At 69.0% G+C, this 26105-nt stretch carries 29 protein-coding genes and 1 pseudogene; 6 read left to right on the top strand and 24 right to left on the bottom strand.

The annotated features are described in order from the left end of the window. Nucleotides 1-395 precede the first annotated feature (395 nt). The 5 genes from EUC46_RS10080 to EUC46_RS10060 all read left to right on the top strand — a co-directional run bounded on the left by EUC46_RS10080 (nucleotide 396) and on the right by EUC46_RS10060 (nucleotide 4592). Nucleotides 396-716: a carboxymuconolactone decarboxylase family protein gene (locus tag EUC46_RS10080; protein WP_128774033.1), complete on the top strand. Its 321-nt coding sequence runs from the start codon at nucleotides 396-398 to the stop codon at nucleotides 714-716. 144 nt (nucleotides 717-860) lie between these two features. Further along, a complete protein-coding gene (locus EUC46_RS13475; RefSeq protein WP_164918807.1) occupies nucleotides 861-1049 on the top strand; it encodes a transposase in 189 nt (62 codons plus the stop codon). A gap of 555 nt (nucleotides 1050-1604) precedes the next feature. Continuing rightward, the gene (locus tag EUC46_RS10070; protein WP_128774031.1) at nucleotides 1605-2480 is read left to right on the top strand and encodes a CPBP family intramembrane glutamic endopeptidase; all 876 of its coding nucleotides are present in this window, start codon (nucleotides 1605-1607) and stop codon (nucleotides 2478-2480) included. 235 nt (nucleotides 2481-2715) lie between these two features. Continuing rightward, nucleotides 2716-3738 carry an ATP-binding cassette domain-containing protein gene (locus EUC46_RS10065; RefSeq protein WP_128774030.1) on the top strand — a complete coding sequence of 341 codons (1023 nt, stop codon included), beginning with the start codon at nucleotides 2716-2718 and terminating at the stop codon, nucleotides 3736-3738. Between the two features lie 5 nt (nucleotides 3739-3743). Continuing rightward, complete coding sequence (locus EUC46_RS10060; RefSeq protein ID WP_421701690.1) at nucleotides 3744-4592, top strand: ABC transporter permease; 849 nt, start codon at nucleotides 3744-3746, stop codon at nucleotides 4590-4592. A 65-nt stretch (nucleotides 4593-4657) separates the two neighbouring features. On the opposite strand, the gene EUC46_RS10055 is transcribed toward EUC46_RS10060, so the two are convergent. From EUC46_RS10055 to EUC46_RS10030, 6 genes are all read right to left on the bottom strand, one after another. Next, nucleotides 4658-7846 (bottom strand): ATP-binding protein, encoded by a 3189-nt coding sequence (locus EUC46_RS10055; protein ID WP_128774028.1) that lies wholly within the window; start codon nucleotides 7844-7846, stop codon nucleotides 4658-4660. A gap of 139 nt (nucleotides 7847-7985) precedes the next feature. Then, nucleotides 7986-9290: an ATP-grasp domain-containing protein gene (locus tag EUC46_RS10050; RefSeq protein WP_164918806.1), complete on the bottom strand. Its 1305-nt coding sequence runs from the start codon at nucleotides 9288-9290 to the stop codon at nucleotides 7986-7988. Between the two features lie 131 nt (nucleotides 9291-9421). Continuing rightward, nucleotides 9422-10783 carry a phosphoglucosamine mutase gene (glmM, locus tag EUC46_RS10045; protein WP_128774026.1) on the bottom strand — a complete coding sequence of 454 codons (1362 nt, stop codon included), beginning with the start codon at nucleotides 10781-10783 and terminating at the stop codon, nucleotides 9422-9424. Nucleotides 10784-10946: 163 nt separating this feature from the next. Then, complete coding sequence (gene rpsI / locus EUC46_RS10040) at nucleotides 10947-11441, bottom strand: 30S ribosomal protein S9 (RefSeq protein ID WP_128774025.1); 495 nt, start codon at nucleotides 11439-11441, stop codon at nucleotides 10947-10949. A gap of 43 nt (nucleotides 11442-11484) precedes the next feature. Beyond that, nucleotides 11485-11928 carry a 50S ribosomal protein L13 gene (rplM, locus tag EUC46_RS10035; protein ID WP_128774024.1) on the bottom strand — a complete coding sequence of 148 codons (444 nt, stop codon included), beginning with the start codon at nucleotides 11926-11928 and terminating at the stop codon, nucleotides 11485-11487. A 302-nt stretch (nucleotides 11929-12230) separates the two neighbouring features. Then, complete coding sequence (locus EUC46_RS10030) at nucleotides 12231-13241, bottom strand: tRNA pseudouridine synthase A (protein ID WP_128774023.1); 1011 nt, start codon at nucleotides 13239-13241, stop codon at nucleotides 12231-12233. 14 nt (nucleotides 13242-13255) lie between these two features. Between EUC46_RS10030 and EUC46_RS10025 the strand changes: the two genes are divergently transcribed. After that, nucleotides 13256-14047, top strand: coding sequence for an ROK family protein (locus EUC46_RS10025; protein WP_128774022.1), 792 nt, complete (start codon nucleotides 13256-13258; stop codon nucleotides 14045-14047). A gap of 153 nt (nucleotides 14048-14200) precedes the next feature. Here the strand turns inward: EUC46_RS10025 and EUC46_RS10020 are convergent, their stop codons facing one another. From EUC46_RS10020 to rplE, 18 genes and pseudogenes are all read right to left on the bottom strand, one after another. Further along, a complete protein-coding gene (locus EUC46_RS10020) occupies nucleotides 14201-15592 on the bottom strand; it encodes an Ig-like domain-containing protein (protein ID WP_128774021.1) in 1392 nt (463 codons plus the stop codon). Between the two features lie 413 nt (nucleotides 15593-16005). Further along, nucleotides 16006-16455 (bottom strand): annotated as a pseudogene (gene rplQ, locus EUC46_RS10015) (50S ribosomal protein L17); the annotation flags it as partial. 33 nt (nucleotides 16456-16488) lie between these two features. Further along, nucleotides 16489-17493 (bottom strand): DNA-directed RNA polymerase subunit alpha, encoded by a 1005-nt coding sequence (locus EUC46_RS10010; RefSeq protein WP_128774019.1) that lies wholly within the window; start codon nucleotides 17491-17493, stop codon nucleotides 16489-16491. A 152-nt stretch (nucleotides 17494-17645) separates the two neighbouring features. Continuing rightward, nucleotides 17646-18047, bottom strand: a complete 402-nt coding sequence (gene rpsK / locus EUC46_RS10005; protein ID WP_128774018.1) for a 30S ribosomal protein S11 — start codon at nucleotides 18045-18047, stop codon at nucleotides 17646-17648. A 68-nt stretch (nucleotides 18048-18115) separates the two neighbouring features. Continuing rightward, nucleotides 18116-18490, bottom strand: coding sequence for a 30S ribosomal protein S13 (gene rpsM, locus EUC46_RS10000; protein ID WP_128774017.1), 375 nt, complete (start codon nucleotides 18488-18490; stop codon nucleotides 18116-18118). 156 nt (nucleotides 18491-18646) lie between these two features. Continuing rightward, complete coding sequence (rpmJ, locus tag EUC46_RS09995; protein ID WP_128774016.1) at nucleotides 18647-18760, bottom strand: 50S ribosomal protein L36; 114 nt, start codon at nucleotides 18758-18760, stop codon at nucleotides 18647-18649. Between the two features lie 34 nt (nucleotides 18761-18794). After that, nucleotides 18795-19016 carry a translation initiation factor IF-1 gene (gene infA, locus EUC46_RS09990; protein ID WP_128774015.1) on the bottom strand — a complete coding sequence of 74 codons (222 nt, stop codon included), beginning with the start codon at nucleotides 19014-19016 and terminating at the stop codon, nucleotides 18795-18797. 332 nt (nucleotides 19017-19348) lie between these two features. Continuing rightward, on the bottom strand, nucleotides 19349-20230 hold the full coding sequence (gene map / locus EUC46_RS09985) for a type I methionyl aminopeptidase (protein ID WP_128774014.1): 882 nt from the start codon (nucleotides 20228-20230) through the stop codon (nucleotides 19349-19351). A gap of 89 nt (nucleotides 20231-20319) precedes the next feature. Then, on the bottom strand, nucleotides 20320-20904 hold the full coding sequence (locus EUC46_RS09980; protein ID WP_241655521.1) for an adenylate kinase: 585 nt from the start codon (nucleotides 20902-20904) through the stop codon (nucleotides 20320-20322). Next, nucleotides 20901-22193 carry a preprotein translocase subunit SecY gene (gene secY / locus EUC46_RS09975; protein ID WP_128774013.1) on the bottom strand — a complete coding sequence of 431 codons (1293 nt, stop codon included), beginning with the start codon at nucleotides 22191-22193 and terminating at the stop codon, nucleotides 20901-20903. The genes EUC46_RS09980 and secY overlap by 4 nt, the downstream gene beginning before the upstream one ends. Nucleotides 22194-22539: 346 nt before the next feature. After that, the gene (rplO, locus tag EUC46_RS09970; protein WP_128774012.1) at nucleotides 22540-23013 is read right to left on the bottom strand and encodes a 50S ribosomal protein L15; all 474 of its coding nucleotides are present in this window, start codon (nucleotides 23011-23013) and stop codon (nucleotides 22540-22542) included. 1 nt (nucleotide 23014) lies between these two features. Then, complete coding sequence (gene rpmD, locus EUC46_RS09965) at nucleotides 23015-23209, bottom strand: 50S ribosomal protein L30 (protein ID WP_128774011.1); 195 nt, start codon at nucleotides 23207-23209, stop codon at nucleotides 23015-23017. Beyond that, nucleotides 23209-23919, bottom strand: coding sequence for a 30S ribosomal protein S5 (rpsE, locus tag EUC46_RS09960; RefSeq protein WP_128774010.1), 711 nt, complete (start codon nucleotides 23917-23919; stop codon nucleotides 23209-23211). Before rpsE ends, rpmD begins: the two co-directional genes overlap by 1 nt. A gap of 34 nt (nucleotides 23920-23953) precedes the next feature. Further along, nucleotides 23954-24337: a 50S ribosomal protein L18 gene (rplR, locus tag EUC46_RS09955; RefSeq protein ID WP_128774009.1), complete on the bottom strand. Its 384-nt coding sequence runs from the start codon at nucleotides 24335-24337 to the stop codon at nucleotides 23954-23956. Nucleotides 24338-24339: 2 nt separating this feature from the next. After that, nucleotides 24340-24879, bottom strand: a complete 540-nt coding sequence (gene rplF, locus EUC46_RS09950; protein ID WP_128774008.1) for a 50S ribosomal protein L6 — start codon at nucleotides 24877-24879, stop codon at nucleotides 24340-24342. Between the two features lie 22 nt (nucleotides 24880-24901). After that, complete coding sequence (gene rpsH, locus EUC46_RS09945; RefSeq protein WP_128774007.1) at nucleotides 24902-25300, bottom strand: 30S ribosomal protein S8; 399 nt, start codon at nucleotides 25298-25300, stop codon at nucleotides 24902-24904. A gap of 58 nt (nucleotides 25301-25358) precedes the next feature. Continuing rightward, nucleotides 25359-25544, bottom strand: coding sequence for a type Z 30S ribosomal protein S14 (locus tag EUC46_RS09940; RefSeq protein WP_128774006.1), 186 nt, complete (start codon nucleotides 25542-25544; stop codon nucleotides 25359-25361). 1 nt (nucleotide 25545) lies between these two features. Further along, entirely contained in the window at nucleotides 25546-26091 is a 546-nt protein-coding gene (gene rplE / locus EUC46_RS09935) for a 50S ribosomal protein L5 (RefSeq protein WP_448760150.1), read from the bottom strand. Between the last annotated feature and the right edge of the window lie 14 nt (nucleotides 26092-26105).

Genomic DNA, 26105 nt, shown 5'->3' with positions numbered 1-26105 from the left:
TCTCTTACGTCACCCACCTGGGGAGCCCGCCAGGCGGCGGGAACCACTCCATTCCGCACCCCCGGTTACCCACCGTCCTTTTCGGCCTCCTCCGACGAAATCCCGCAAACCCCTGTGAATAACCTTCATAGTCAGTCGTTCGACTAGACCGCTGTTTACCCCAAACAAATGAGCCCCATTCCTGAGCCCACTGCGTAAGCCCCGAGAACCGGCGCACCTTCTGGAGGCATACGATCCCGCTGATGGAACCGTCCTCCAGCGACATCTCGTGACGCGCATCCGCAAGGGATGGGCGTCGGTGAGTGTAATAGCAGTTCCTCCCTCGATCGTTCTTGCAGGCCTACCGTCGTTGCCAGGGACCTCGCCGCGTTCCCATGAGCTTGAGGAGGTAGGCCATGACACAGGAGAAGAGCCGCGCTCAGCAGTTGGTGGGTGACATCGCGCCGAAGCTGGCGGAGCTGACCGACGAGGTGCTGTTCGGCGACGTGTGGGCGCGCCCCGGCCTGTCACCGCGGGATCGCAGCCTCATCACCGTAGCGGCCCTCACCGCGCTGGGCCGCATCGATCAACTCCGTTCCCATCTGAATCTTGCGCTGGACAACGGCGTGACCCGCGACGAGCTCGCCGAGGTCGCCACACACCTTGCGTTCTACGCCGGCTGGCCGGCCGGAATAAGCGCGGCGACCACCTTGAAGCAGGTCCTCGATGCCCACTGAGGACGCGGGCCGGATAAAGCAACTGCCGTCGCTCGTGATGACGAAGGCCCCAGCGGAGCGATGTGCTGGCAACGTGCGGGTATACCTCGACGCCATCTACCCGTACGCCAACACGGCCACGTCACGTCCCAGGTCACCACGTCGATGGACACTTCCTTGCCCGCCTTCGCGGTCATGCTCCGCGAGGCCGAACCGGCCCCGACCGCCTTCGCGGTCTTCCTCATCGAACACTGGAAGAAGATCTGGTGGAACAGCCCCATCGAACGGGTCAACACCGAGATAAGCCGCCCAATCCGGGCACACCCGGCTGACTCGGTCTACGTCGCCCGCTGAGGCGAGCCATCGTCCACACCCCCGGCCCTAGGAGGCGGGCACCAGGCCGGTCATTGCACATTCTTTCCCTCGCCGCAGCCGAGAGGCCGGCGCCATTCCAACGATTCACCGCGAAAAGAGCGCCCAGACAAGGAAAGAATGTGCATCGGAGCGCTCCGTTGCACATTCATCCCCTCCCAGACCCCTGACACAACCCGCCAGAACCGCATGATTCCGCGGTTCATAAATTCAAGGTCGCGGAAAGAATGTGCAAGTCGCAGCATCAACGCACAGCGCGCGGCGGGCGCTTGGGGCCTTGGCCCTGTTCTGGCGGAACGGCTCAAGGGCGCCGGTGCGATCGAGAAGGGGGACGGTGCTTGGTACCATCCTCACCGCAGGGTGAGGGGATACCATCCTCACCGCAGGGAGAAGAGAGGCCATGGGGGTGCTGGACCATCAGCGGCGTCGCGCTCGCCGTCATCGCGATCGGAGTGGGAACCCTTCTAACCAGGCTGTGGGCGTACGGCGTTACCGCAAAGCTCGGCCGCAGCGCGCCGGGCTGAGGAGCAGGCAGTAATGACCGAGCTGCTCGCGCGACGCCCCGTGGCGGGGTTCTTCGTTCTTGCCTACCTCGGCTCCTGGATTGCGTGGAGCCCATGGTGGCTCTCCCGCAATGGGATCGGACTGCTGCCGACTGAATTGCCGTTGCCCGCGATTGTGGTGGTCAATCAGCTCGGGCTGTTCGCCGGACCATTTACGGCGGCGCTGCTGATGACCCGCCTGACGGAGGGCCGCGACGGTGCACGCCGGTTCTGGCGTCGCCTTATGCAATGGCGGGCGCGTCCGCTCTGGTGGGCCCTGGCCGTCGCCGCCGTCCCCCTGGCGGTGGGCGCCGGCTATGTGCTGAAGCCGGGCACGACCTTCGCCGTCGAGGAGGGCGGAGCCGCGATGCTCGGGATGCTGATAAGCACCTACCTCGTCTATCTCCTCGGCGGCCCGATTCAGGAGGAGCCGGGCTGGCGCGGTTTCGCTCTTCCACGGCTTCAACGCCGACTGCATCCAATGATGGCGGCGCTCGTGCTCGGAGTGGCTCACTGCTTCTGGCATGCACCGTTGTTCCTCACCGATGAGTGGGACACTGCGCGGCAGGATCCTGGCCAGTATCTGGCCTATCTCATTGTGGTCATCAGCGTGTCGTTCGTCCTGTCCTGGCTCTTCAACGGGTCGCGGGGTTCTGTACCGGTGGTGATCTTCGGTCACAACGGCGTGAACTGGGCGTTGCTCGCGGTGGGCGTTCTGACCGGGCACACGACCGCCTCCAACTGGCCCGGCGCTCTCGGACTCGCTGGTCTGGCCGTCATCGCCATCATTGCGACACGCGGACGACTCGGCTACGCCGGGGTCGACGAGCCCGGATGTCGTGGAGCCCGCACGGCCGATTCCGTCCGCTAACACATGCGCGCCGAGGCGGAGGGGGCATGGGCGCGGCGATCGTGGAGGGCGGGCGCGCGGACGGGGAGTGCTCCTCCTTCGCCCGCACGCCCTCCGAGGCGCTGCTGGGATTCTCGTAGCCGCCGGGCTACTGGCGGGCGGGATTGAGGCAGTCCGCACCTCCGGCGGGCGGGAGTGAAACCGGATGGCACCGGGATGAAGCCGATCTGAAAGCGCGGGGGTCCAGCCTCGGGGCATGGACGCAGCAACACGAGCACGACCGCCTGAGCCCTCGGTCCCGCACCGGGACGCCCCCGCCATCGAGACCCGGGGCCTGACCCGCTCCTTCGGCTCCTTCACCGCGGTCGACCACCTGGACCTGGAGATCCCCACCGGAATCGTCTACGGGCTCCTGGGGCCCAACGGGGCCGGGAAGACCACCACCCTGCGCATGCTCACCACCCTGCTGGCGCCCACCGGCGGATGCGCGAGGATCATGGGCCACGACGTGGTCCGCGAGCGCCACGCCGTGCGCTCCATGATCGGGGTGACCGGCCAGTACGCCAGCGTCGATGAGATGCTCACCGGCACCGAGAATCTGCGGCTCTTCGGCCGCCTCCTGGGGCTGGGCCGACGGCGCTCGCGCGAGCGGGCCGAGGAGCTGCTGGAGGCCTTCGGGCTGAGCCATGCCGGGGGCAAGCGGGTCTCCGCCTATTCCGGTGGGATGCGCCGCCGCCTGGACCTGGCGGTCTCCCTCATTGCCACTCCCCCATTGGTCTTCCTCGATGAGCCCACCACGGGGCTGGATCCGCGCACGCGCGAGCAGATGTGGGGCATTATCCGCTCCCTCGTGGACTCCGGCTCCACTATTGTGCTGACCACCCAGTACCTCGCCGAGGCCGACCGCCTCGCCCACCTCGTGGGCATTATCGACAACGGGCGCCTGGTCGCCCAGGGCACGCCCGATGAGCTCAAGGACCGCGTGGGCCACCGCTCCCTGACCTTGAGCCCGGTCACCCCCGACGACGGCGCGGCGACCGCCGCCGTCGTCGAGCGCATTACCGGGCGGATCCCGGCGGTCCTGCACCGCGGCGCGCAGGTGCGCACGCCCCTGGACGATGTCGCGCAGGCCACCGACGTGCTCCTGGCCCTGCGGCGCTCGGACCTGACCCCCAGGGCCGTCTCGGTGGACAAACCCAGCCTGGACTCGGTCTTCCTCACCCTCACCGGCCAGCCCACCACCGCAAGCGATACCCCCCAGTCTCAGGAGTCGTCATGACCGCCATCACCAGCAGCGCACCCGCCTCAGTATCCGACCCGGCAGCCGGCCGAGCATCCGGCTCAGCACCCGCCGGCACGCGCTTCAGCGAATCGCGCCTCATCCCCAACACCGCCTCCATGGCCTGGCGCTCCCTCATCACAATGGCGCGCAACCCCGGGGAGTTCTACGACGTCCTCATCCAGCCGGTGCTCTTCACCGTCATGTTCGCCCAGCTCTTAGGCGGCGCCATCGCCGGGGACGTTGAAAGATACCTGCCCACCCTCGTGCCCGGGCTCATGGTCGTCAACGCCCTGACCACCAGCCAGAGCGCGGGGGTGGACCTGCGCGAGGACATGGACAAGGGGGTCTTCGACCGCTTCCGCACCGTGCCCATGTCGCGCATCGCCCCCGTCCTGGGACCGGTTGTCACCGACCTGCTGCGCTACCTGGTGTGCGTCTGCCTGACCCTCCTGACCGGTGTCGTCATGGGTTACCGGCCGGGCAACGGCTGGTCGGGGGCGATCGGCGCCACCGTGCTGACCATGGGCTGCGCCTGGGCGATGTGCTGGGTGTTCCTGTTCCTGGGCACCGTCTTCTCCTCAGCCCAGGCGGTCACCTCCTTCGCGGTCATCGTCCTGTTCCCCCTGACCTTCCTGTCCTCGGCCATGGTGCCGGTGAGTACCCTGCCCTCGTGGCTGCAGGTCTTCGTGCGCCACAACCCGGTCTCGCACATCATTGACTCCAGCCGCTACCTGCTCGACGGTGCCACGGGCTCGACCCGGGACGTGTACATGGCGATCATCGGTTCACTGGTGGTCCTGGCCGCCATGGCGCCGCTGACGATCGCCCGCTACCAGCGGCGCAACGCCTGAGTGCATCACCTCGGCGGCGCGCCGCCGCCCGCCCATGCGACCGGGGCCCCGAGGCGGCCCTCCCGTCAGCGGCCCCAGCCGGTCTCCCCCGCCAGGCGTCGGGCGAGACCGGCCGCGCGGGCCACCAGCTCGGCGCGGCCCAGCTGCCGGGCTCGCTCCTCGGCCCCGGCCAGCGCCCGGGCGTCGAGCCCTTCGGCGCGGGAGCGCAGGTAGTCGTGGGAGAGCAGGCGGCACGTCTGGTTGGTCCCCACCGCCAGTGCCGTGGCGACCAGCTCGGCGCCTGCGCCCCGCCGCGCCGAGTCCGCCGGCGCGGCGGCCATGGCGGACAGGCCGACGGCCGCCGCGAAGGCCATGATCGTGGGGATGTCGCGCTGGCGCGGTGCGGGGTCGGACAGCATGTCGCGCAGGAGATGAGCGGCCCGGTGGCGGATCGCCGGGGCATCGAGCTCGGTGGCGTCGTGCGCACTGAGCTCGATGTCCGTGACCAGGCACATCGACAGGACATAGAGCTCCCACTGGGATCCCGCCCCCAGGATGGAGCGCCAGTTCCCGGCGTAGCGCAGGCTCGCGCGCTGGATGAGGGCGGCGTTGCGCACGCGCCCGCGCGTGAGCTCCAGTTCTCCGCGCACGGAGCGGGCGATGAAGCGCATGACTCCTGGCAGGTCGACGGGATCCAGGCTCTCCAGCAGCGCGTCGGCAGTCTCCGGGCGCGGATCGAGGTAGACCGCGCAGTAGGCGCCCTCCAGTCGCAGCGTCGTGCGAAAGAAGCCGCCCCAGCTCGGCAGGATCCGCTCCAGGATGACCTGCGCCCGCGTGCAGGCCTCGACGACCTGGCCGTATCGGCCCAGGGACATGAGCACCTGGAGCCGGTGGAGATGCAGCTCGAGCAGGTGGATCCCGGCCAGGTCGGTGCTGTGGAGCCGACCCAGGAGGGTCTGAAGGGTCCTCAGGGAGGCGTGGGGGTCCCCGTCGTCCTCCTGCTTGGCGGCCAGGCAGCGGGTGGCCGCCCAGGCGACCCAGGGGTCAGGATCCCCGGCCAGCTCGGGCCACTGCGCCTCGCCGGCGCGCAGGAAGCGCCTGACGGCCGACCAGCGCCCCTCGCCGTCGAAGGAGGGGGGCAGGAGCGAGCGGATCCGGGCGGGCATGTTGCCCAGGAGCCCGAATAGGGTGACGCACAGGGCCAGGACGCTCAGCCCCGCCTCATTGCCGCCCGGGCCCTGGGCCGGCTGCACGGCGGGTGGGATGAGGCGTGAGCAATAGTCCACGATGCGCTCATAGCTCCAGGTGAGGCTCCACAGTCGCATGAGGGCGGCGCCGATGAGGCAGATCGCGTCGCGCAGGTCCCCCGGGAGGTGATCGTCGCCCCGGTCCTCGGCCTGCCCCAGGAGCCGGTCGAGCTCCTGGACAATGACCACCTCGTTGTCGACGATCCGCTGGAAGGCGCGGTCCTCCCGGCCCGCCTCAGGGCGGTCGGCGTCGCCGAAGTCACCGGCGTCGATGGGGAATCGGATCTGGGAGCACAGGTCCACCACCCAGGCGCGCAGGTCGGCCCGAGCGGCCGCCTCGTCGCCGGAGTCGGCCATCGCGGCCAGGGCGAAGTCGCGGACGGTCACCAGCATGTGGAAGCGGGGCAGGCCGCGGTCGCGCACCACGAGCAGGCAGTGGGCCACCAGGGCGTCGAGGAGGTCGGCGGCGTCAGCACCGATGAGCGCCTCCGCCGCGTGCAGGGTGAAGCCGTCGGCCAGCAGCGCCAGACGCGCCATGGCGCGGCGCTCGCCGGCGTCGAGCAGGTTCCAGGACCATTCGATGACCGCGCTCAGGGTGCGTTGGCGGGCCGGCGCGTCGCGGGAACCGGTGAGCAGCCCGGGCCGGCCGGGCAGCCGCTCGGCGATCTGCCCGACTGACAGGGTGCGGGTGCGGGCGGCGGCCAGCTCGATCGCCAGGGGGATGCCGTCGAGCCGGCGGAGAAGGTCCTTAAGCTCCCTATCGTCGATGACCTGGCCGGGGCGGGCCGCCAGGGCGCGGGCGCGGAAGAGCCGATCCGCTGAGGCGGCGTCGAGGGGCTCCAGGCGGTGAACATGCTCCGCGGCGAGGTCGAGGGCCCGGCGCGAGGTCGCCAGGATGCGCAAATCCGGGCAGGTGGCCAACAGCCGCCCGATGAGGTCGGCGACCGGATCGACCAGGTGCTCGCAGTTATCCAGAACCAGGATGGTTCCCGGCTGGGCCAGGGCGCCGCTCAGGGACCGGTACGGGTCGCCGTCTCCCGGTGCGGGACCCCCGAGGGCGTCGAGCACGGCCCTGACCACGTCGGCGCCGGGCGCGATCTCGGCGAGGGCGATGACGTAGACGGCGGGGCGGCGGCTGCGGGCCGCCACCACCTGGGCGAGGGTTGTCTTGCCCACCCCTCCCGGTCCGGTGAGGGTCACTAGGCGGTGGGTGCTCAGGGCCTTGAGCACCTCGGCGACATCCGCCTGGCGTCCCAGGAAGTGCGCGGGTGCGGGCTGCAGGCCGCGGCGCACGGGGTTCTCGGCGGCGAGGACGGCCTCGTGGGCGGCGCGCATGGCCGGTCCCGGCACGGCCCCCTGCGGGCGCAGCCGACGGCGGTGCTCCTCATAGATCCGCAGGGCGGCGGCGGGCGAGCGCACCGAGGACTCGGCGCGCATGAGGGCGGCCAGAACGACTTCGTCCCCGGCGTCGCGCCGGGCGGCCTCGTGCAGGAGGGGGATGGCCCGCTCAGCGTCACCACTGGCCTCCAGCGCCAGGGCGCGATCACGGCGGAGCGCCCGGGCGTGGGCGGCGGCGCGCTCCCGCAGCCGGGCGAGGGGGCGGGCCCCTGCCTCCGCCGCATTGTCGGCCCCGTCCGGGACGGCCACGTCGGGCAGGTCGTCGGTGAGGTTCAGGACCTGGTCCCACTGGCCCGCCGCGGCGCAGGCGCGCCCCCGTTCCGCCCGCTGCGCGAGGTCGTGGGCATCGACATCCGCCACCGGCAGCGCCAGCCGGTACCCGTCGTCGGCGCGTTCGACGACGCCCTGCCCCACCGCGGCCCGCGCCCGGGAGACGACGACGTGCAGGGCCCGCAGGGGGCGGGCGGGGGCGTCCTGGGGCCACAGGGCCTCAATGAGGGCGCTGTCGCTCACCCGCGGATCCGGGCCGCCGGCCAGCACCGCCAGCAGGTCGCAGGTTCGCCCGGTCACCGGCTTGCCGCGCCAGGTCGGCGGCGTCGCAAGGAGGGCCAGGCGGTGGGTGGGCGTCACGGGCCCTATCCTCCTTCATCGCACCTGGCTAGCCGCCAGGAGCCGTGAGCCCATTGCGGCGTTCGTCACCGAGTAGACGGCTATATTCCGCAGAATGCTGCGGCCCAGCCGTGGGCGAGGAGCGCCGCTGATCAGCTCGTCACTCGCGCCCGGTCTGGTCAACGTCAACGCGCACATCGCAGGCGTCGATCGCGCCGGCCAGCATGGCCTCGACCGCGGGTTCGTCATCGCCGCACGCCAGGGCTGCGGCCGCACGCGCGCGCAGCCCATTGACGGCGTGGACCGTCTCGCCAGGGCGGCATTCCCAGTAGATGAAAGTCCCGGCCGGGATCCGCCCGTCCAGGCTGGTGCCAACGACGGTACCGGCGGCGGTCTCGAGGAAGCGTGCGCCCGCGTGGCGACTCATCTGCGGGATCGGCCCCAGCGCCTGGCCGCGCAGGGAGTCGACCAGTTCGCCGTAGAAGTCCAGCCCCGGGCGCACCGCGGATACGAGGTCGGGCGCGATGAAGTCCCCACCCTGCCGGACATGGAACTCGCCCCACACGACCTTGTCCTCAGGCGTCACCCAGAACTCGGCGTGCAGGTGCCCGCACCGGATCCCCAGCGCGTCAATGCAGGTCTGGAGCTGCTCCTCCAGGTGGCATGACGCCGGGATCCTGTCCGGCCCGGCCGGCTGGAGGTGGCCGGTCTCGACGTAACGCTCGTTGATCATCTTGGCGGTCGTGGTGTAGACGCGGACCCGCCCGTCAACGGTGAGGCCCTCAACGGAGAACTCCGCCCCCGTCACGAACTCCTCCAGACAGTAGCCCCCTGCCATGACCTCGGGACCGAGATCGGGCAATTCGTCCAGCGACGCGATGCGGTGGACGCCTACGCTGCCCATTCCGGTCGCCGGCTTCACGATCCAGCCGCCCCGGGCGGGGCGGGGTGCCGGGACTCCCGTGCCGGCCGCATCACCGAACAACGGCGCCCCATCGGCCGCGGCACCGAGGATCCGCAGGCTCTGCGGCTGAGGCACGCCGGCCTGACGCAGAGCCCGGCGGCAGGCCGGCTTGTCCTGGATGAGCCTGATGCAGGCGATGTCGTTGGCCATCGTCCCGAGCGCCTGGGCGAGCTGACTGTTGAGCAGCTGGTAGTTCTCCCGCAGCGCCGTGGACAGGACCACCTGACCCCCACAGCGCGCTCGGATCTCCTCCACCACCGCGGCAATCTGCTCCGCGCCCAACTCGCTCGTATAGGGACCGGGCACCGTGACCAAGCATTCGACCGGAATGGGCGTGACCCCCTGCTGCAAGGACTCGTGGAAATCCACGCCGCAAATGCGCAGGTTCCGCTCGCGGCAAGACGCCAGGAAACCTTGAAACCAGTGCGCTGAGGCGTGCGACCCGGAGGCGGTAACACCGACGAGCACCGCCCAGGCGGATGTGTCACCAGACAAGGACATCCAATCACTCCCCTCTTCCAGAACCGGTGTGCGCGCAACGGCGGGGGACATCCTCCGCCCCCTCGCGCCCGGCGAGCGGCCCGGGAAGAGGGGCCGTCCTCACCCGGCCCCGGAGGGGAACCGTCCTCGCCTCACAGACTGAGCTGCTCCTTGACGACGTCGGCCAACTCGTGAGCCACGCCGTCGGCCTCCTCCTGGGTGGCGGCCTCGACCATGACGCGCACCAGCGGTTCGGTGCCCGAGGGGCGCAGCAGCACCCGCCCCGTCTCTCCAAGCCGCTCCTCGGCACCGGCGACGGCCTTCTGGACAACGGTGTTGGTGCTGGCCGCGTCCTTGTCCACGCCCTTGACGTTGATCAGGATCTGGGGGAGGCGCTGGACAATGGAGGCGAGTTCGGCCAGGGACTTACCGGTGCGCTTCAGGCGGGCGGCCACGCGCAGCGAGGTGAGCACGCCGTCACCGGTGGTGGCGTGGATGGTGTCAATGACGTGGCCGGACTGCTCCCCGCCCAGGGTGTAGCCGCCGGCGAGCATCTTCTCCAGGACGTAGCGGTCGCCCACACCGGTTTGGATTATGCGGATGCCGTGGGAGCGCATGGCCAGCAGCAGGCCGAGGTTGCTCATCACAGTGACGACAAGGGTGTTGGAGCCCAGCGTGCCGTCCTCCTTCATGCCCACGGCGAGCATGCCCATAATCTGGTCCCCGTCGACGAGGTTGCCCTCGGCGTCCACGGCCATGCAGCGATCAGCGTCGCCGTCGTAGGCCACGCCCATGTCCGCGCCCACGGCCCTGACATAGTTCTGGAGCTGCTCGGGGTGGGTGGAGCCGCAGCTGGCGTTGATATTGAGACCATCGGGTGAGGCGTTAATGGCGATCACCTCTGCGCCGCAGGCGCGCAGCGCCGCCGGGCCCACGACGGAGGCGGCGCCATTAGAGGCGTCCACCACAATGCGCAGACCCGACAGGTCCGTGGCCACGGAGTCCACCAGGTGGTTGATGTAGTTCTGGTCGGCAACAGTTTCGCCCTTAATGACACGGCCCACGGCGGCGCCGGTGGGCAGGTCGGTGACCTTGCCGAGCAGCGCCTCAATCTCATCCTCCACGGAGTCCTCAAGCTTGTAGCCGCCGCGGGCGAAGAACTTAATGCCATTGTCCGGGAAGGGATTGTGGGAGGCGGAGATCATGACGCCCAGGTCAATGTCCTGGGTGGCGGTCAGGTGGGCGATCGCCGGGGTGGGTAGGACGCCCACCCGGGTGACATCCACCCCGGAGGAGGCCAGTCCGGCGCTAATGGCGTGGTCGAGGAACTCGCCGGAGGCACGAGTGTCGCGGCCCACAATCGCCCTGGGGCGGCCGGAGCGCGAGTGGCCGGAGGCCGGGCCGTCCTTGGTCAGGACGCGGGCGGCGGCCTCACCGAGCTGGACGGCGAGGGTGGGGGTGAGCAGGTCGTTGGCAAGGCCCCGAACACCGTCGGTACCGAAAAGTCGAGCCATGTGTTGTCCTCCTGGTGTCAGAAACGCCCCCCATCATTGCACGCCCGGGTGGCGGCGCGCGCCGGGCGCCGACCGGTGCGCGGGCCCGCCCACGCCGACGCCCCGCCTACCCGCCCGGACTGGCCGGGGCGGGTAGGCGGGGCGTCGGCGTGCAGTGCGACGCTCAGCGCTTGGAGTACTGCGGAGCGCGGCGGGCCTTGTGCAGGCCGGCCTTCTTGCGCTCGACAACGCGGGCGTCACGAGTGAGGAAGCCGGCCTTCTTGAGGGTGGGCCGGTTGGCCTCACGGTCGATCTCGTTGAGGGCGCGGGCAATGCCCAGGCGCAGGGCGCCGGCCTGGCCGGAGATGCCGCCGCCGTTAATGCGGGCGACAACATCGAAACGTCCTTCCAGGTCCAGGACGGTGAAGGGGGCGCGCACGAGCTGCTGGTGCAGCTTGTTGGGGAAGTAGTCCTCCAGGGTGCGGCCGTTGAGCGTCCACTTCCCGGTGCCGGGCACAAGGCGGACGCGGGCGACGGCCTCCTTGCGGCGACCGAGGCCTGCGCCCGGGGCGGTAATGGACTGGCCGCGGCCCTCGCCGGCGCGCTCGGTCTCAGTGGTGTAGCTGGAGGGGGCGTTGTCCTCATCCAGCGCGTCAATGTCGACAGTGGTCTCAGCCACGATATGTCCTTTGCTTGTCGCGGGGTGCCGAGCGCTAGGGCGCTTACTGGGCGACCTGGGTGATCTCGAAAGCCTGCGGGCTCTGCGAGGCGTGCGGGTGCTCGCCGCCTGCGTAGACCTTGAGCTTCTTGAGCTGGGCGCGGCCGAGCTTGGTGTGGGGCACCATGCCCTTGACAGCCTTCTCGACGACGCGTTCGGGGCGGGTGGCCAGGAGCTCGCGGTAGGGGGTGGCGGTGAGGCCACCGGGGTAGCCGGAGTGGCGGTAGGCGAACTTCTTATCGGCCTTGCCATGGGTCAGGACGACCTTGTCAGCGTTAATAATGATGACGTAGTCGCCGCAGTCCTCGTTGGGGGTGAACTGGGGCTTGTGCTTCCCACGGAGCAGGCTCGCGGCCTGAGCCGCGAGGCGACCGAGAACGACGTCGGTGGCATCAATGACGTACCAGTTCTTCTCGACGTCGCCGGGCTTCGGTGTATACGTGCGCACGGGCGTTGCCTTCGTTTCTCTTGGCGGGTGGGCACGCCGAAGTGCGTTAGAACGTCGCAGCCCGGCGGGACCACCATGGTCAGGTGAGTGGTCGGAGCACAGGCGATCCGGGGCGAGTGGGATGGCACCGCGGACGCGCTTTCACGTGCTGCACGACAGTTTCTCACCTTACCGGCCGCCCAGAAGCAGGGTCAAAGGAACCGGTGAGCCCTGCACCGTGAATCCCACCACGCCGGGCCGAGCTCGCGGCCGTCGCGGCCGCGCGCCCGCGAGCACTGTGAATCCCACCACGCCGGGCCTCCCTAGGAGCAACCGCAGCCGGTTCCGCCGGCCCCGTCGCGGTTCCTGTCGGCGCCGCCCGCGCCGCGGGTCGGGGCGGCCGTGCGCACCACCCGGGCCCGCTCTGCCTGGGCGGCATACTCGGCCTCGGGCGGGTAGGAGACGGACTCCAGGGTGAGCCCATGGGCGGGGGCGACCGGCGCCGCCTGGTCCCGGCTGCGACGCGCCAGGAGCTCGGCGGGCCACGTGGGGGCGGCCCTCCCCCGCCCCACAGCCAGGCCGGCCCCCACCAGGGCGCGCACCATGGAGTGGCAGAAGGCGTCGGCGACAACGGTCAGCCGCACCAGCCCCGCGTCCGGCCCCGGGCTCCGGGCCGGCAAGCGCTCCCAGTGCAGTCTGGTGAGCGTGCGCACCGTGGTGGCGCCTACTCGCGGCTTGCAGTAGGACAAGAAGTCGTGCTCGCCCAGCATTCCGGCCGTCGAGCGCACCATGGCCTCCACGTCCAGGGCCTGCGCCAGCCACAGGACGTGGCCCCGGCGACGCGGGTCGCGGGCACTGCTGGGGCCGCCGTCGGCGATGCGGTAGATATAGCAGCGCTCCAGGGCGGAGAAGCGGGCATCGAAGTCGGCGCTAACCGGGGTAGCGGCGGTGACGACGAGGTCGCTGGCGCCACGCGGGGCGCTCACCGGCAGTCCGGAGGCCCTGGCCCGGTGCGCCTCGCGGGCCAGCACCCCGGCCAGGCGGGTGAGCAGGGCCTCGGCGGGCGGGCGGGCGGCGCGCCCGGGCAGTGCCGCCCAGCACTGACCGGGGACGTCGACGTGGGCGACCTGGGCGGCGGCGTGGACGCCGGAGTCAGTGCGCCCGGCCACGGTCAAACGCACCGGGGTGCGCAGGACCGTGGCCAGCGCCGCCGATAGAACCCCCTCCACAGTGCGCAGCCCCGGCTGGGCGGCCCAGCCATTGAAGGCTCCGCCGTCGTAGGCCAGATCCAGGCGCACGCGCACCTGTCCATCCGGCTGCTCTGAGGTGCTCATGGGCTCATTCGACCATGGTGGGGCGGGGGAATAGTAGCGTCGTGCCTGTGAGCACTCCCTCCACCTTGTCAGTCGACTGCGGCGGCGGCGGTATTAAGGCCTCGGTGCTGAACGCCGAGGGCACGATTATTTCGCGCGCCGTACGCACCCCCACCCCCTACCCGCTGCCGCCACAAACCCTGGTGGACACCATTGTGGGACTGGCCGAGCAGCTACCGGCCGCCGATCGCGTCACCGTGGGCATGCCCGGCATGATCCGTCATGGCGTGGTGGTGGCCACCCCGCACTACATCACCAAGGATGGGCCGCGTTCGCGGGTCCTGCCCGAGCTGGTCGAGGCCTGGGCGCGCTTCGACATGGGCCATGCGATCTCTACGCGCCTGGGTATCCCCTCCTTGGTGCTCAATGACGCCGAGGTCGCCGGCGCAGGCGTGGTCACCGGGCACGGCCTGGAGATGATCGTGACCTTGGGGACCGGTCTGGGCAATGCCGTGTTCGACAATGGCGTCCTGGCCCCGCACGTCGAGGTCTCCCAGGGTCCGGTGCGGTGGGGGTTGACCTATGACGACTACATTGGCGAACACGAGCGTCTGCGCCTGGGGGACGCCCACTGGTCGCGGCGGGTGCGCCGCGTGGTCGAGGCGCTGCGGCCCATGTATCTGTGGGACCGCCTCTACCTGGGGGGCGGCAACTCACGCCGGATCACCCAGGCCCAGTTGGCCAAGATGGGTGAGGACGTCATGGTGGTCCCCAACGAGGCGGGAATGACCGGAGGCGCCCGCTGCTGGTCCATGGCCAGGCGCTGAGCACCCGCACCTTAAAAGCGCCTTCTGCACCGTGGTGCAGAAACCGCACTGGCGCCCCCGCTGCGAATGCATAGACGGTTTCGGGTCGCGCCCCCGGGAGGGGCGCGACCCGAAACCGTTAGTTAAGGAGTCTGTGACGCTCGGCTGGGGCGCTCAGGCTCCGTTCTGGCGACGACGGCGCAGGAGCAGGACGGCTCCGCCACCCAGAACCAGGACGCCGGCACCGATCGCCAGGGGCAGGGTGTTAGCACCCGTCCTGGCCAGGCCAGAGGTCGTCGAGGCGGTGGTGGTGGCCGTCGGGGCCGGGGTGTCCGAGGGGGCGTCCGTAGGCACATCAGTCGGGGTGTCCGTGGGGACATCGGTCGGGTTGTCCGTGGGGGCCGGCGGGCACGTAGGAGCCGGGGTGTCCGTGGGGACATCCGTGGGCGTGTCCGTGGGGACATCAGTCGGGGTGTCCGTGGGGGCTGGCGGGCACGGGGGAACCGTGGGAGTCGGCGTGTCCGTGGGGGCCGGGGCCGGCGGGCACGTGGGGGCCGGGGTGTCCGTAGGCACATCAGTCGGCGTGTCCGTGGGGACATCGGTCGGGGTGTCCGTGGGGGCCGGCGGGCACGGGGGAACCGTCGGGGTTTCCGTGGGGGTGGGGGTCGGGTTCATGGAGCCGTCAGCGTCGCCCTTGCCCCAGGCGTTCATCCAAGCGGTGTGGCTGTACTCCTGGCCGTTAACGGTCGCGGCATTCGTCGCGCTGGCCGTCGTGCTCGTGGTGGAGAAACGGGCGCGGCAGACCGTGTCCGTGGAGTCGACCGTCCAGGCCACGGTGTCATCCGTCACCGTGGGGTCCACCCTCCAGCCGTTGGACCAGTCGGAGTTGGTGCAGTAGACCGAGCTGAAGGTCGCCCCGGGGTCGACGACGGTGTACTGCGTGGAGCCGGAGACGTTGACGTTCCAGGTCCAGTTGTAGGTGCCGTCCTCGCCCCTACTGCTCAGCCAGCCGCTCTTGAAGATGGACTTGCTCGCCTGCTCCGGGAGCAAGCCGCCGCAGTCCACGTCGCAGGTGCCATCGCCGTTCGTGTCCCCGAAGACGACGGCGACGGTTGTTCCGTTCACCGTGATCTCAGAGCCGGTCTGGCCGATGAGCTGGTCGCTGATCTGGCTGGCGGCCTCCAGGGTGCCGGTGAGGGTGTCCCACTTGGCGGCTTCGTCGTTGAGAGTGCAGGTCAGGGTCGTTCCACCCGCTACAGCTGTGCAGGAACCCACGGCAATGTCCGTGTCCTTCAGCTTGAGGTCGAAGCCGGTCCGTGCGCCCCACCGCAGCCCGTCACCGAGCGTGATGGTCATGGTCTGGCCGCTCTGGGGGTTGTCCACCGACCAATCAGCGGTGAGGTCCACAAGCTGCCAAGCGTGAGCCTGCTTGTTGGTCACCTTGATGTTGCTGACCTTGATAGGCGACTCGGGATTAGGGATCTCGGCATCGTCGGCTTGTGCCGCAGGGGCGATGACGAGTGCCGCTGCAGCGAACATCGCCGCAGCCGCCTTAATAAGCCTCATGGTGTCTCCTCAGGACTATAACAACTCGGCTACAGGGAGACTAGGCGACTACCTTCGACGTTGCCAGCCCGTCACCACTGACATGACTTATATCACAAGATACCGGCTTGTGTCCGTAGCCGAGACGTGCAAAATCACGTTTCCTCTTTCGGTCCCGTCACCTCTGGCCATCGCCCCAGGCTCCTGCTCACGGCCCGCCGACGCCTCCAAGGGTTGGCAGAATGCGCAAAAATCCATGGTTCCAGCGCGGTGTCGGCCGGTGCGCTCGGGCTCTCCCGCCCGCCGGCTCCCCCACCCGTAAAAACGGGAGGGCCGGTCACCTCCCGGTGACCGGCCCTCCCCGCGCTCACCCCGGACAGGATGATCTAGGACCTGTGGCCCAACTTGGAGTGCGCTGACTGCCTCGCTCAGACCTCGTCAGCGGAGTCGGCGGAGGCCTCAATGGCCTCCTGTGCGGCCCTCTTGGCGGTAGCGACGGCGTCGGCCACGACCTCCTTCTTGGCGACCGGCTCCAGCACCAGGGAGATCACCGCCATCGGGGCGTTGTCGCCCTTGCGCGGCAGGGTCTTAATAATGCGGGTGTAGCCGCCGTTGCGCCCCTCGAACTGGGGGGCCAGCTCCTCGAAGAGCCGGTAGACGGCGTACTTGTCCGTCACCTTCCTCATGACCGTGCGGCGGGCGTGCAGGTCGCCGCGCTTGCCCTTGGTAATGAGCTTCTCGACGTAGGGGCGCAGCCGGCGGGCCCGAGCCTCCGTGGTGGTGATGGACTCGTGGACGATGAGCTGCGTGGCCAAGTTGGCCAGCATGTGGCGCTCGTGCTGGGCGGAGCCGCCCAGGCGGCGGCCCTTGGTGGGGCGAGGCATTGTTGTCTCCTAGATGAAATGCCGAGCGGGGCCTCAGGCCTGCTGCTCGTCGCTGAATGTGGGGTTGGTGAAGCCGTTGTCGTCGGAGGCGTAGTCGACCGGGGAGCCCTTGAGGCCCAGGCCCAGCTCGGCCAGCTTCTCCTTAATCTCGGAGATCGACTTGGCACCGAAGTTGCGGATGTCGAGCAGGTCCGCCTCACTGCGGGCGACCAGCTCACCAACCGTGTGAATGCCCTCCCGCTTGAGGGCGTTGGAGGAGCGGGCCTGCAGGTCGAGCTCGTCGATCATGAGCGCCAGGTCCTGCTGGAGCGCCTGATCCATGGGCGAGGGGCCGACCTCAATACCCTCGGCCTCGACATTGAGCTCACGAGCCAGGCCGAAGAGCTCGACAAGGGTCTTGCCGGCCGACGCCAGGGCGTCGCGCGGTGTCATGGAGGCCTTGGTCTCGACATCGACAATGAGCCGGTCGAAGTCCGTGCGCTGCTCCACACGGGTGGCCTCAACGGCGTAGGAGACCTTCTTGACCGGCGAGTAGATCGAGTCCACCGGGATGCGCGAGATCTCAGCGTTAGGGTCCTTGTTCTGGGTGGCCGACACGTAGCCGCGGCCGCGTTCGACGGTCAGCTCGATCTCCAGCTTCCCCTTCTCGTTGAGGGTGGCGATGACCAGCTCGGGGTTGTGGATCTCCACGCCGGCGGGCGGGGTAATGTCACCGGCGGTGACGGCGCCCGGGCCGGACTTGCGCAGGTACATGACGACCGGCTCGTCGTTCTCGCTGGAGAGGACGATCTCCTTAATATTGAGGATGATCTGGGCGACATCCTCCTTGACCCCGGCAATGGTGCGGAACTCGTGGGGGACCCCGTCAATGCGCACGGATGTGACGGCCGCTCCCGGGATGGATGACAGCAGCGTGCGACGCAGGGAGTTGCCTAGGGTGTATCCGAAGCCGGGCTCCAGGGGCTCGATGACGAACCGCGCGCGGCGGTCCTCCTCGACAACCTCCTCGGTGAGCGTGGGTCGCTGTGCAATGAGCACGTGGTTTCCTTTCGTCTCGGCGCCCGCTATATGACGCCGGTCCTTAAGCGGAGGGCCCGGTCCTGTCCCCGGGCTCCCCTGGCCCCACCACGGGGGCGGGGCGCAGATGGGGACGACGACGGGCCCACGGCCCGCCGTCGTCCCCGATGGTCTCAAACGCGGCGGCGCTTGGGGGGACGGCAGCCGTTGTGGGCCTGGGGGGTGACGTCGGTAATGGAACCGACCTCCAGCCCGGCGGCCTGGAGGGAGCGGATCGCAGTCTCGCGACCACTTCCAGGGCCCTTGACGAAGACGTCGACCTTCTTCATGCCGTGCTCCTGGGCGCGACGGGCGGCCGCCTCGGCGGCGAGCTGGGCGGCGTAGGGCGTGGACTTGCGCGAGCCCTTAAAACCGACCTGGCCCGAGGAGGCCCAGGCGATCACCGCACCGGCGGGGTCCGTCAGGGACACAATGGTGTTGTTGAAGGTGGACTTAATGTAGGCGTGACCGTGCGTAACGTTCTTGCGGTCCTTGCGGCGCGGCTTGCGCACGGCGGAGCGGGTCTTGGGGGGCATTCTTCCTTCTTCTCAGATGAGGTCGTCTTCCACGGCGAACCATGCGGTCCGGCGTCGTGGGCTACTGCTTACTTGGCCTTCTTCTTACCGGCCACGGTGCGCTTGGGGCCCTTGCGGGTGCGCGCATTGGTCTTGGTGCGCTGGCCGTGAACCGGGAGGTGGCGGCGGTGGCGCAGGCCCTGGTAGCAGCCGATCTCGATCTTGCGGCGGATGTCCGCCTGGACCTCGCGACGAAGGTCGCCCTCGACCTGGTAGCTGGAATCAATGTGGGTGCGGAGCTTGACCAGCTCCTCCTCGGTGAGGTCCTTGACGCGGGTGTCGGGGTTGACGCCCGTCGCCTTGAGGGTTTCGCCCGCGCGGGTGCGGCCAATCCCGAAGATATAGGTGAGTGCGACCTCGACCCGCTTGTCGCGGGGCAGGTCGACACCGGAAATGCGTGCCACGGTGTGGTTCTCCTGTGTGCTCCCGGAGGTCGTCACCCGTCTCCTCCGCCCGCTGCGGGGGCGGCCCCGGCCTCCGAGAACCGGGGGTTGCGGCCTTCAGGGCGCGCTGGGACGAGTGCTGGTCGGTGGCCACTGGCATGTGGCCGGTTCAGGGGTTCAGCCCTGGCGCTGCTTGTGCCGCGGGTTCTGGCAGATGACCATGACGCGGCCGTGGCGACGGATCACCTTGCAGCTGTCACAGATCTTCTTGACGCTCGGCTTGACCTTCATGATTGTCCTCCACCGGCCCCGGGGGGCCGGCCTGTCACTTGTACCGGTAGACGATGCGGCCGCGGCTCAGGTCGTAAGGACTCAACTCCACGACCACGCGGTCCTCGGGAAGGATGCGGATGTAGTGCTGCCGCATCTTGCCGCTAATGTGCGCGAGCACGACGTGCCCGTTGGTCAACTCCACCCGGAACATCGCGTTCGGAAGGGCCTCGACGACCGATCCCTCGACCTCGATGACTCCGTCCTTCTTTGCCATGTCCCTCCACCGGTGCTTTCTCGCTCGAGTGTCCCGACGACGGCGCCGTCAGGAGGCCGCGCCCGCCACCCGGCCCGCGCCGCGCAAAGCGTCATAAGAGCGTGGAGGGGGCGGACACACGTCCGGCTGCCAACTCTACGACAGGGTGCGCCCGCCCCACCATGTCTCACGCCGCCCTATAGCGGTGTTTCCAGCCACATGCGGCCGGTCCGCCCCTCGGCGCCCGGGTCATGACCCGCTCCCGCGCGGGCCCGCCCCGGGGCGCCCGGCCCGCTCCTCAGGGCCGGGGATCACGGGGACGAGGCCCGCCGCAATGCGGCCGGCGGCCCGGCTCAGTCCAGGGGGCAGGGCTCCAGGCCGTGTGCGGCCAGGCCCTCAACACCGCCGTCGGGGGCGGTGAGCACCCATACCCCGCCGGGGACGAGCGCCACTGTGTGCTCCCACTGGGCGGCGTGGGAGCCGTCGCAGGTCACCACCGTCCAGCCGTCCTCCAGCTCGCGCACCTGCGGGCCGCCCGCGGTGAGCATGGGCTCGACGGCCAAAACCATCCCCGGGCGCAGGCGGGGGCCCTTGCGGCGGACCGAATAGTTCAGCACATCGGGCGCCATGTGCATGGCGGTGCCAATGCCGTGCCCCACGTACTCCTGGAGGATGCCCAATTCGATGCCCTCACGGGCGGCGACGGCATCAACGACGTCCTCCACGGCGTCGCCGACGGCATTGAGCCTGCGCGCACGCCCGGTGGCTTCGCCGGAGACGGCCCGGGCGAGGGCGGCAATGGCGGCCCACAGGGCCTCGTGGGTGGTGGCGTCGAGGATTCGGTCGACCCGACTGGAGTACTCGCCCCCCACGGGCATGGTGAAGGCGGCGTCGCCGTGCCACTGGGCGCCCTGGTCGTCGGTAATGAAGGCGCCGCAGTCGAAGGTGACCAGGTCGCCGGCCCGGAGGACCCGCGCCCCGGGGATGCCGTGGACAACCTCTTCATTGACCGACACGCACACGGTGGCCGGGTAGCCCTGATACCCCTGGAAGTTGGAATGGGCCCCGGCGCGCTCAATGACGGCGGCGGAGACGGCGTCGAGCTCAGCGGTGGTTACGCCCGGGCGCACCGCCTCGCGCAGGGCGGCGTGAATATCAGCGACGACCAGCCCGGCGCGACGCAGGAGGCGTACCTGGTCAGGGGTCTTGATTTCAATGCGTTCACGGGACAGCACGGGTCCTCCTCAGTGACAGGGATGGGCTGAGCGGCCAGTGTGCGACGGCGGACCGTCCCGCGTGGGGCGGCCCGCCGTCGTCATTGAGGTCAAGCGTTCGCACTGCGGGAGGCCAGGGCGGTCATGATCCTCTCAGTGACCTCCTCGACCCCGCCGACGCCGTCCACGCGCACCAGGAGCCCGCGGGCCTCATAGATGGCGGCCAGGGGCTCGGTCTGCTCGGTGTAAACCTCGAGACGGCGGCGGATCACCGGCTCGGTGTCGTCGGTGCGGCCCTGCTCGTCAGCGCGCTTGAGCAGCCGGGCCACCACCGCATCGACGTCGGCGGTGATCTCCACAACGACGTCGAGGGCTTTGCCGGACTGGGCGAGCATCGTGTCGAGCTCGCCGACCTGTGCCTCGGTGCGCGGGTAGCCGTCCAGCAGGAAGCCGGTGGCGCAGTCCTCCTGGGCGAGGCGGCCGGCAACCATGGCGTTGGTGATGGAGTCCGGGACGTACTCGCCCTTGTCCATGTACGCCTTGGCCTGGGCGCCCAGCGGAGTGCCCCCGGCGACGTTGGAGCGGAAGATGTCGCCGGTGGAGATGGCGGGGATGGACAACCGTTCGCTAATGCGGGCGGCTTGTGTGCCCTTGCCGGCCCCGGGTGGGCCGAGGAGGACCATGCGCGTGCTCATGAGAGGAACCCTTCGTAGTGGCGCTGCTGGAGCTGGGAGTTGATCTCCTTGACCGTCTGGAGGCCAACTCCCACCATGATAAGGATTGTGGTGCCGCCGAAGGGCAGTTGCTGTGACAGGCCCATGGCTATGACCACCAGGGTGGGGGCCATGGCCAGGATCAGTAGGTAGACCGAGCCCGCCGTCGTCACCCGGTTAATGACGTGGGACAGGTAGCGCACCGTGGGCTCGCCGGCGCGGAAGCCGGGGATGAAGCCGCCGTACTTCTTCATATTGTCCGCGATCTCCTCAGGATCGAAGGTGATCGCCGTGTAGAAGAACGTGAAGCAGACGATGAGCACGCCGTAACCCACCAGGTAGACGGTGTCGGTCTGCTGCAGGTGGGTCATAATCCAGGTGACCCAGGAGCTTTGCGGATTGCCGAACTGGGCGATGAACAGCGGCATGGCCAGCAGGGATGAGGCGAAAATGACGGGGATGACGCCGGCGGTGTTGATCTTAATGGGGATGTAGGTAGTTGAGCCCCCGTACTGGCGGCGCCCGATCATGCGCTTGGCGTACTGGACGGGGATGCGACGGGTGGCCTGCTCCACGAAGATCACGGCCGCCGTCGCCACCAGGACCACACCGATAATGACGGCGAACTTCACCAGGCCGTTGTTGCCCCCCGCCACCGAGATCATTGACTGGGGGAAGCGGGCAATGATGGAGGTGAAAATGAGCAGGGACATGCCGTTGCCAATGCCGCGCTCGGTAATGAGCTCGCCGAGCCACATGATCAGGCCCGTGCCGGCGGTCATGGTCACGATCATGAGGGCCAGGTTCAGGGGGCTGTCATTGGGGATGACCGGCACCGAGCAGCTGCCGAAGAGCTGACCGTTGGCGGCGGTGGCCACAATCGTGGCGGACTGGAGCACGCCCAGGCCAATGGTCAGGTACCGGGTGTACTCGGTGAGCTTGGCGGTGCCCGCCTGGCCCTCCTTGTGCAGCTCCTCGAAGCGGGGGATCACCACTCGCAGGAGCTGAATGATAATGGAGGCCGTGATGTAGGGCATGATCCCCAGGGCGAAGACGCTGAGCTGGAGCAGGGCGCCACCGGAGAAGATGTTGATGAGGCTCAGCAAGTTCTCGCCGTCGGCCTGGCCAATGCAGATCTGGACGTTAGCGAGATTCACCCCGGGGGTCGGCAGGACCGAACCGAGCCGGAATAGGGCCATAATGCCCAGGGTGAAGAGGAGCTTGGACCTGAGATCAGGCGTCCTGAACGCCTGCATGAACGCGCTGAGCACTCCATCTCCTGTGGTCGGAAGTGAACGGGCACCGTCGGGGCGACGGCACATCCGGGCGCATAGGCGGCGCCGGGGCAACACTACCGTGCCTGTCCAGGACCGCTCCCCCGCCAACGCCGTTGATGCAGGGGCATGCGTCACGCCCGTGGCGGCTCCTGGCCCAGCCTGGGCCCGCCGCCGCACTACCGGCCCCTGTCACGGCCCCGCCCGCCGGTGAGGCGGCCCCGGACACGAACCCGCGCGGTGAGCGGGAGGGCCGCCCGGCGGCGCGCAGCATGCGGCCCCCGGCCGGGGCTTGCGCCTCCCGGCCGGGGGCCGTCCGCCTCCCGTGGGCGGGAGGGACTGCTCAGCGAGCGGTAATGGTGCCGCCGGCGGCCTCGATCTTCTCCTTGGCGGAGCCGGACCAGGCGTCGGCGGTAATGGTCAGCGCCACAGTGATGTCGCCGGCGCCCAGGACCTTGACCAGCTCGTTCTTGCGAACGGCGCCCTTGGCGACGAGGTCCTCAACCGTCACCGTGCCGCCCTGGGGGAACAGCTCGGCGATGCGGCCGACGTTCACCGGCTGGTACTCCACGCGGTTCGGGTTGCGGAAGCCCCGGAGCTTGGGCAGGCGCATGTGCAGCGGCATCTGGCCGCCCTCGAAGCCGGGGCGGACCTGGTGGCGGGCCTTGGTGCCCTTGGTGCCGCGGCCGGCGGTCTTGCCCTTGGAGCCCTCACCGCGACCCACACGGGTCTTGGCCTTCTTGGCCCCGGGGGCGGGGCGGAGGTGGTGCAGCTTAATGATCTGCGCCTCCTCCTTCGTGTTCTTCGTGTCAGCCATCTCAGGCCTCCTCAACGGTGACGAGGTGCGCCACCGTGGCGATCATGCCGCGCACGGACGCATTGTCCTCGCGGACGACGGACTGGCGGATCTTGCGCAGGCCCAGGGAGCGCAGAGTCTCGCGCTGACGACGAGTGCCGCCAATGCCCGAACGGACCTGGGTCACCTTGAGCTGCTTGGTCGCGGCCTCAGCCATTACGCACCCACTCCTTCAGCGGCCTTCTCGGCCTCCTTCTTCTCAGCAGCGGCGCGCCTGTCCGCCTCGCCCTCGGCACGGGCCCGCAGCATGGACTGCGGGGCCACGTCCTCCAGGGGCAGGCCACGGCGGGCGGCGACGGCCTCGGGCTGCTCGAGCTTCTTGAGCGCGTCCACCGTGGCGTGCACGATATTGATCGCGTTGGAGGAGCCCAGCGACTTGGAGAGAATGTCGTGGACGCCGGCGCAGTCCAGGACGGCGCGCACCGGGCCGCCGGCAATAACACCGGTACCGGGGGAGGCCGGGCGCAGCAGGACAATCCCGGCGGAGTCCTCGCCCTGGACCAGGTGCGGAATGGTGCGGCGGATCATGGGGACGTGGAAGAAGTTCTTCTTCGCAATCTCCACGGCCTTGGCGATGGCGGAGGGGACCTCCTTCGCCTTGCCGTAGCCGACGCCCACAGTGCCCTCGCCGTCACCGACGACCACCAGGGCGGTGAAGGTGAAGCGGCGGCCGCCCTTAACGACCTTGGACACACGGTTAATAGAGACGACGCGCTCAATGTACTTGTCGTCATTGCCACGACCGGAGCGGTCGCGGCGGTCATTGTTGCGGTCGCGGCGACCGCGGCCCTCGCCCCGGCGCTCGTCGTTCTCGCGCTGGGCCGAGCCGTCGGACGACGCGGACCTGTCTCGCTGCGGTGCAGCCATCAGATGTTCCTCTGCTTTCTCGTCGTCGTAGTGCTCAGAGCACCAGGCCGCCCTCGCGGGCGCCCTCGGCGACGGCCGCGACACGGCCGTGGTACTTGTTTCCGCCACGGTCGAAGACAACCGTCTCAATGCCCAGGGCCTTGGCGCGCTCGGCCACGAGCTCGCCGACCTTGCGCGCGGCGCCGACCTTGTGGCCCTCCACGCCCTTAGCGGCCTCCTCCAGGGTGGAGGCGGAGCACAGCGTGTGGCCAATGGTGTCGTCAATGACCTGGGCCACCATGTGGCGGTTGGACCGGGTGACCACCAGGCGGGGGCGCTCGGGGGTGCCGTTGACGCGCTTGCGCACGCGCTGGTGACGGATCTTGCGGGCGGTCACCTTCTTGGCGGCGCCCTTGCCCCTCTTGATCGAGTAAGCCATGGTCACTTACCAGCCTTTCCGACCTTGCGGCGCACGTTCTCGCCGGCGTAGCGCACGCCCTTGCCCTTGTAGGGCTCCGGCGGGCGGATCTTGCGGATATTCGCGGCCACCTCGCCGACCTGCTCCTTGGAGATGCCTGAGACGGTGATCTTCAGGTTGCCGTCGACCGTGAAGGTGATTCCCTCGGGGGGCTCGACGACGACGGTGTGCGAGAAGCCGAGGGACAGTTCGATGGCCTGGCCCTTGGCGGCGACGCGGTAACCGGTGCCGACGATCTCAAGCTTCTTCTCATAGCCCTGGGTGACGCCCACGACCATATTGTTGATGAGGGAGCGCGACAGCCCGTGCAATGAGCGCGAACGGCGCTCATCGTCGGGGCGCGTCACCAGGATGGACCCGTCCTCCTGGCGGGTCACGCTCAACGGCTCGGAGATCGTGCGCGACAGGGTGCCCTTGGGGCCCTTGATCGTCACGTCGTTGCCGTCAATGGTCACGTCCACTCCAGCGGGGACCGGAACGGGAAGCCGTCCAATACGAGACATGGTATTCCTTCCGTTCCTCGCCTCACCAGACGTAGGCGAGGACTTCGCCGCCCACGCCCCTGGACTCGGCCTGGCGGTCGGTCAGCAGGCCGGAGGAGGTGGACAGAATGGCCACCCCCAGGCCGCCGAGGACCTTGGGCAGGTTGGTGGACTTGGCGTACACACGCAGTCCGGGCTTGGAGACGCGCTTGAGTCCCTGGATGGCGCGCTGGCGGTTGGCGCCGTACTTCAGGGACAGGGTGAGCGTCTTGCCGACCGGTGCATCGGCGACCTCGTAGCCGGCGATGTAGCCCTCGGATTTAAGCATCTCGGCGATATTGACCTTGAGCTTGCTCGACGGCATGGAGACGGTGTCGTGGTAAGCCTTGTTTGCATTGCGCAGACGGGTGAGCATGTCTGCGATCGGGTCTGTCATTGTCATGAGTGGGCCTTGGCCCTTCCTCGTCGTGGTTTCCTTACCGGACCTGCGACGTAAGTTATTACCAGCTGGACTTGCTCACGCCGGGGAGCTCGCCCTTGAGGGCCATCTCCCGCAGGCAGATACGGCACAGGCCGAACTTGCGGTACACCGAGTGCGGGCGCCCGCAGCGCTGGCAGCGCGTGTAGGCGCGGACACCGAACTTCGGCTTCCGGTTGGCCTTCTGGATCAGAGCGGTCTTGGCCATGTCACTTCTCCTTGAAGGGGAAGCCGAGCTGCTTGAGCAGAGCGCGGGCCTCCTCGTCGGTCTTGGCCGTGGTCACCACGGTGATGTCCATGCCGCGAACACGGTCGATCTTGTCCTGGTCGATCTCGTGGAACACGGCCTGCTCGGTCAGGCCGAAGGTGTAGTTGCCATTGCCGTCGAACTGCTTGGGGCTCAGCCCGCGGAAGTCGCGGATGCGGGGCAGTGCCATTGAGACGAGCCGGTCGAGGAACTCCCACATGCGGTCGCCCCGCAATGTGGCGTAGGCGCCGATCGGCATGCCCTCGCGCAGCTTGAACTGGGCGATGGACTTGCGCGCCTTGGTGACCTGGGGCCTCTGCCCGGTAATGGCGGCGAGGTCGCGAATGGCGCCCTCAATCATTTTGGAATCGTGGGCGGCCTCGCCCACACCCATATTGACGACGACCTTGGTGACGCGCGGCACCTCCATGACATTGCGGTGCTTGAACTCGGTCTGGAGGGCGGGGCGCACCTCCTCGTTGTACCTGGTCTTCAGGCGAGGGGTGATCTTGTCAGCCACGC

Origin of the sequence: Actinomyces oricola (genome assembly GCF_004104015.1) — a bacterium.
Taxonomy (GTDB): Bacteria; Actinomycetota; Actinomycetes; order Actinomycetales; family Actinomycetaceae; genus Actinomyces; species Actinomyces oricola.
This window is presented reverse-complemented; position numbering and strand designations above follow the sequence as displayed.

What these genes read in the sequence shown, in the direction of transcription:
- EUC46_RS10080 (WP_128774033.1), top strand. Translation starts at nt 396, where the DNA reads ATGACACAGGAGAAGAGCCGCGCTCAGCAGTTGGTGGGTGACATCGCG.
- EUC46_RS13475 (WP_164918807.1), top strand. Translation starts at nt 861, where the DNA reads ATGGACACTTCCTTGCCCGCCTTCGCGGTCATGCTCCGCGAGGCCGAA.
- EUC46_RS10070 (WP_128774031.1), top strand. Translation starts at nt 1,605, where the DNA reads ATGACCGAGCTGCTCGCGCGACGCCCCGTGGCGGGGTTCTTCGTTCTT.
- EUC46_RS10065 (WP_128774030.1), top strand. Translation starts at nt 2,716, where the DNA reads ATGGACGCAGCAACACGAGCACGACCGCCTGAGCCCTCGGTCCCGCAC.
- EUC46_RS10050 (WP_164918806.1), bottom strand. Translation starts at nt 9,290, where the DNA reads ATGTCCTTGTCTGGTGACACATCCGCCTGGGCGGTGCTCGTCGGTGTT.
- glmM (WP_128774026.1), bottom strand. Translation starts at nt 10,783, where the DNA reads ATGGCTCGACTTTTCGGTACCGACGGTGTTCGGGGCCTTGCCAACGAC.
- EUC46_RS10030 (WP_128774023.1), bottom strand. Translation starts at nt 13,241, where the DNA reads ATGAGCACCTCAGAGCAGCCGGATGGACAGGTGCGCGTGCGCCTGGAT.
- EUC46_RS10025 (WP_128774022.1), top strand. Translation starts at nt 13,256, where the DNA reads ATGGTGGGGCGGGGGAATAGTAGCGTCGTGCCTGTGAGCACTCCCTCC.
- EUC46_RS10020 (WP_128774021.1), bottom strand. Translation starts at nt 15,592, where the DNA reads ATGAGGCTTATTAAGGCGGCTGCGGCGATGTTCGCTGCAGCGGCACTC.
- rpsK (WP_128774018.1), bottom strand. Translation starts at nt 18,047, where the DNA reads ATGCCCCCCAAGACCCGCTCCGCCGTGCGCAAGCCGCGCCGCAAGGAC.
- rpmJ (WP_128774016.1), bottom strand. Translation starts at nt 18,760, where the DNA reads ATGAAGGTCAAGCCGAGCGTCAAGAAGATCTGTGACAGCTGCAAGGTG.
- infA (WP_128774015.1), bottom strand. Translation starts at nt 19,016, where the DNA reads ATGGCAAAGAAGGACGGAGTCATCGAGGTCGAGGGATCGGTCGTCGAG.
- EUC46_RS09980 (WP_241655521.1), bottom strand. Translation starts at nt 20,904, where the DNA reads ATGAGCACGCGCATGGTCCTCCTCGGCCCACCCGGGGCCGGCAAGGGC.
- rplO (WP_128774012.1), bottom strand. Translation starts at nt 23,013, where the DNA reads ATGGCTGACACGAAGAACACGAAGGAGGAGGCGCAGATCATTAAGCTG.
- rpmD (WP_128774011.1), bottom strand. Translation starts at nt 23,209, where the DNA reads ATGGCTGAGGCCGCGACCAAGCAGCTCAAGGTGACCCAGGTCCGTTCG.
- rpsE (WP_128774010.1), bottom strand. Translation starts at nt 23,919, where the DNA reads ATGGCTGCACCGCAGCGAGACAGGTCCGCGTCGTCCGACGGCTCGGCC.
- rplR (WP_128774009.1), bottom strand. Translation starts at nt 24,337, where the DNA reads ATGGCTTACTCGATCAAGAGGGGCAAGGGCGCCGCCAAGAAGGTGACC.
- rplF (WP_128774008.1), bottom strand. Translation starts at nt 24,879, where the DNA reads ATGTCTCGTATTGGACGGCTTCCCGTTCCGGTCCCCGCTGGAGTGGAC.
- rpsH (WP_128774007.1), bottom strand. Translation starts at nt 25,300, where the DNA reads ATGACAATGACAGACCCGATCGCAGACATGCTCACCCGTCTGCGCAAT.
- EUC46_RS09940 (WP_128774006.1), bottom strand. Translation starts at nt 25,544, where the DNA reads ATGGCCAAGACCGCTCTGATCCAGAAGGCCAACCGGAAGCCGAAGTTC.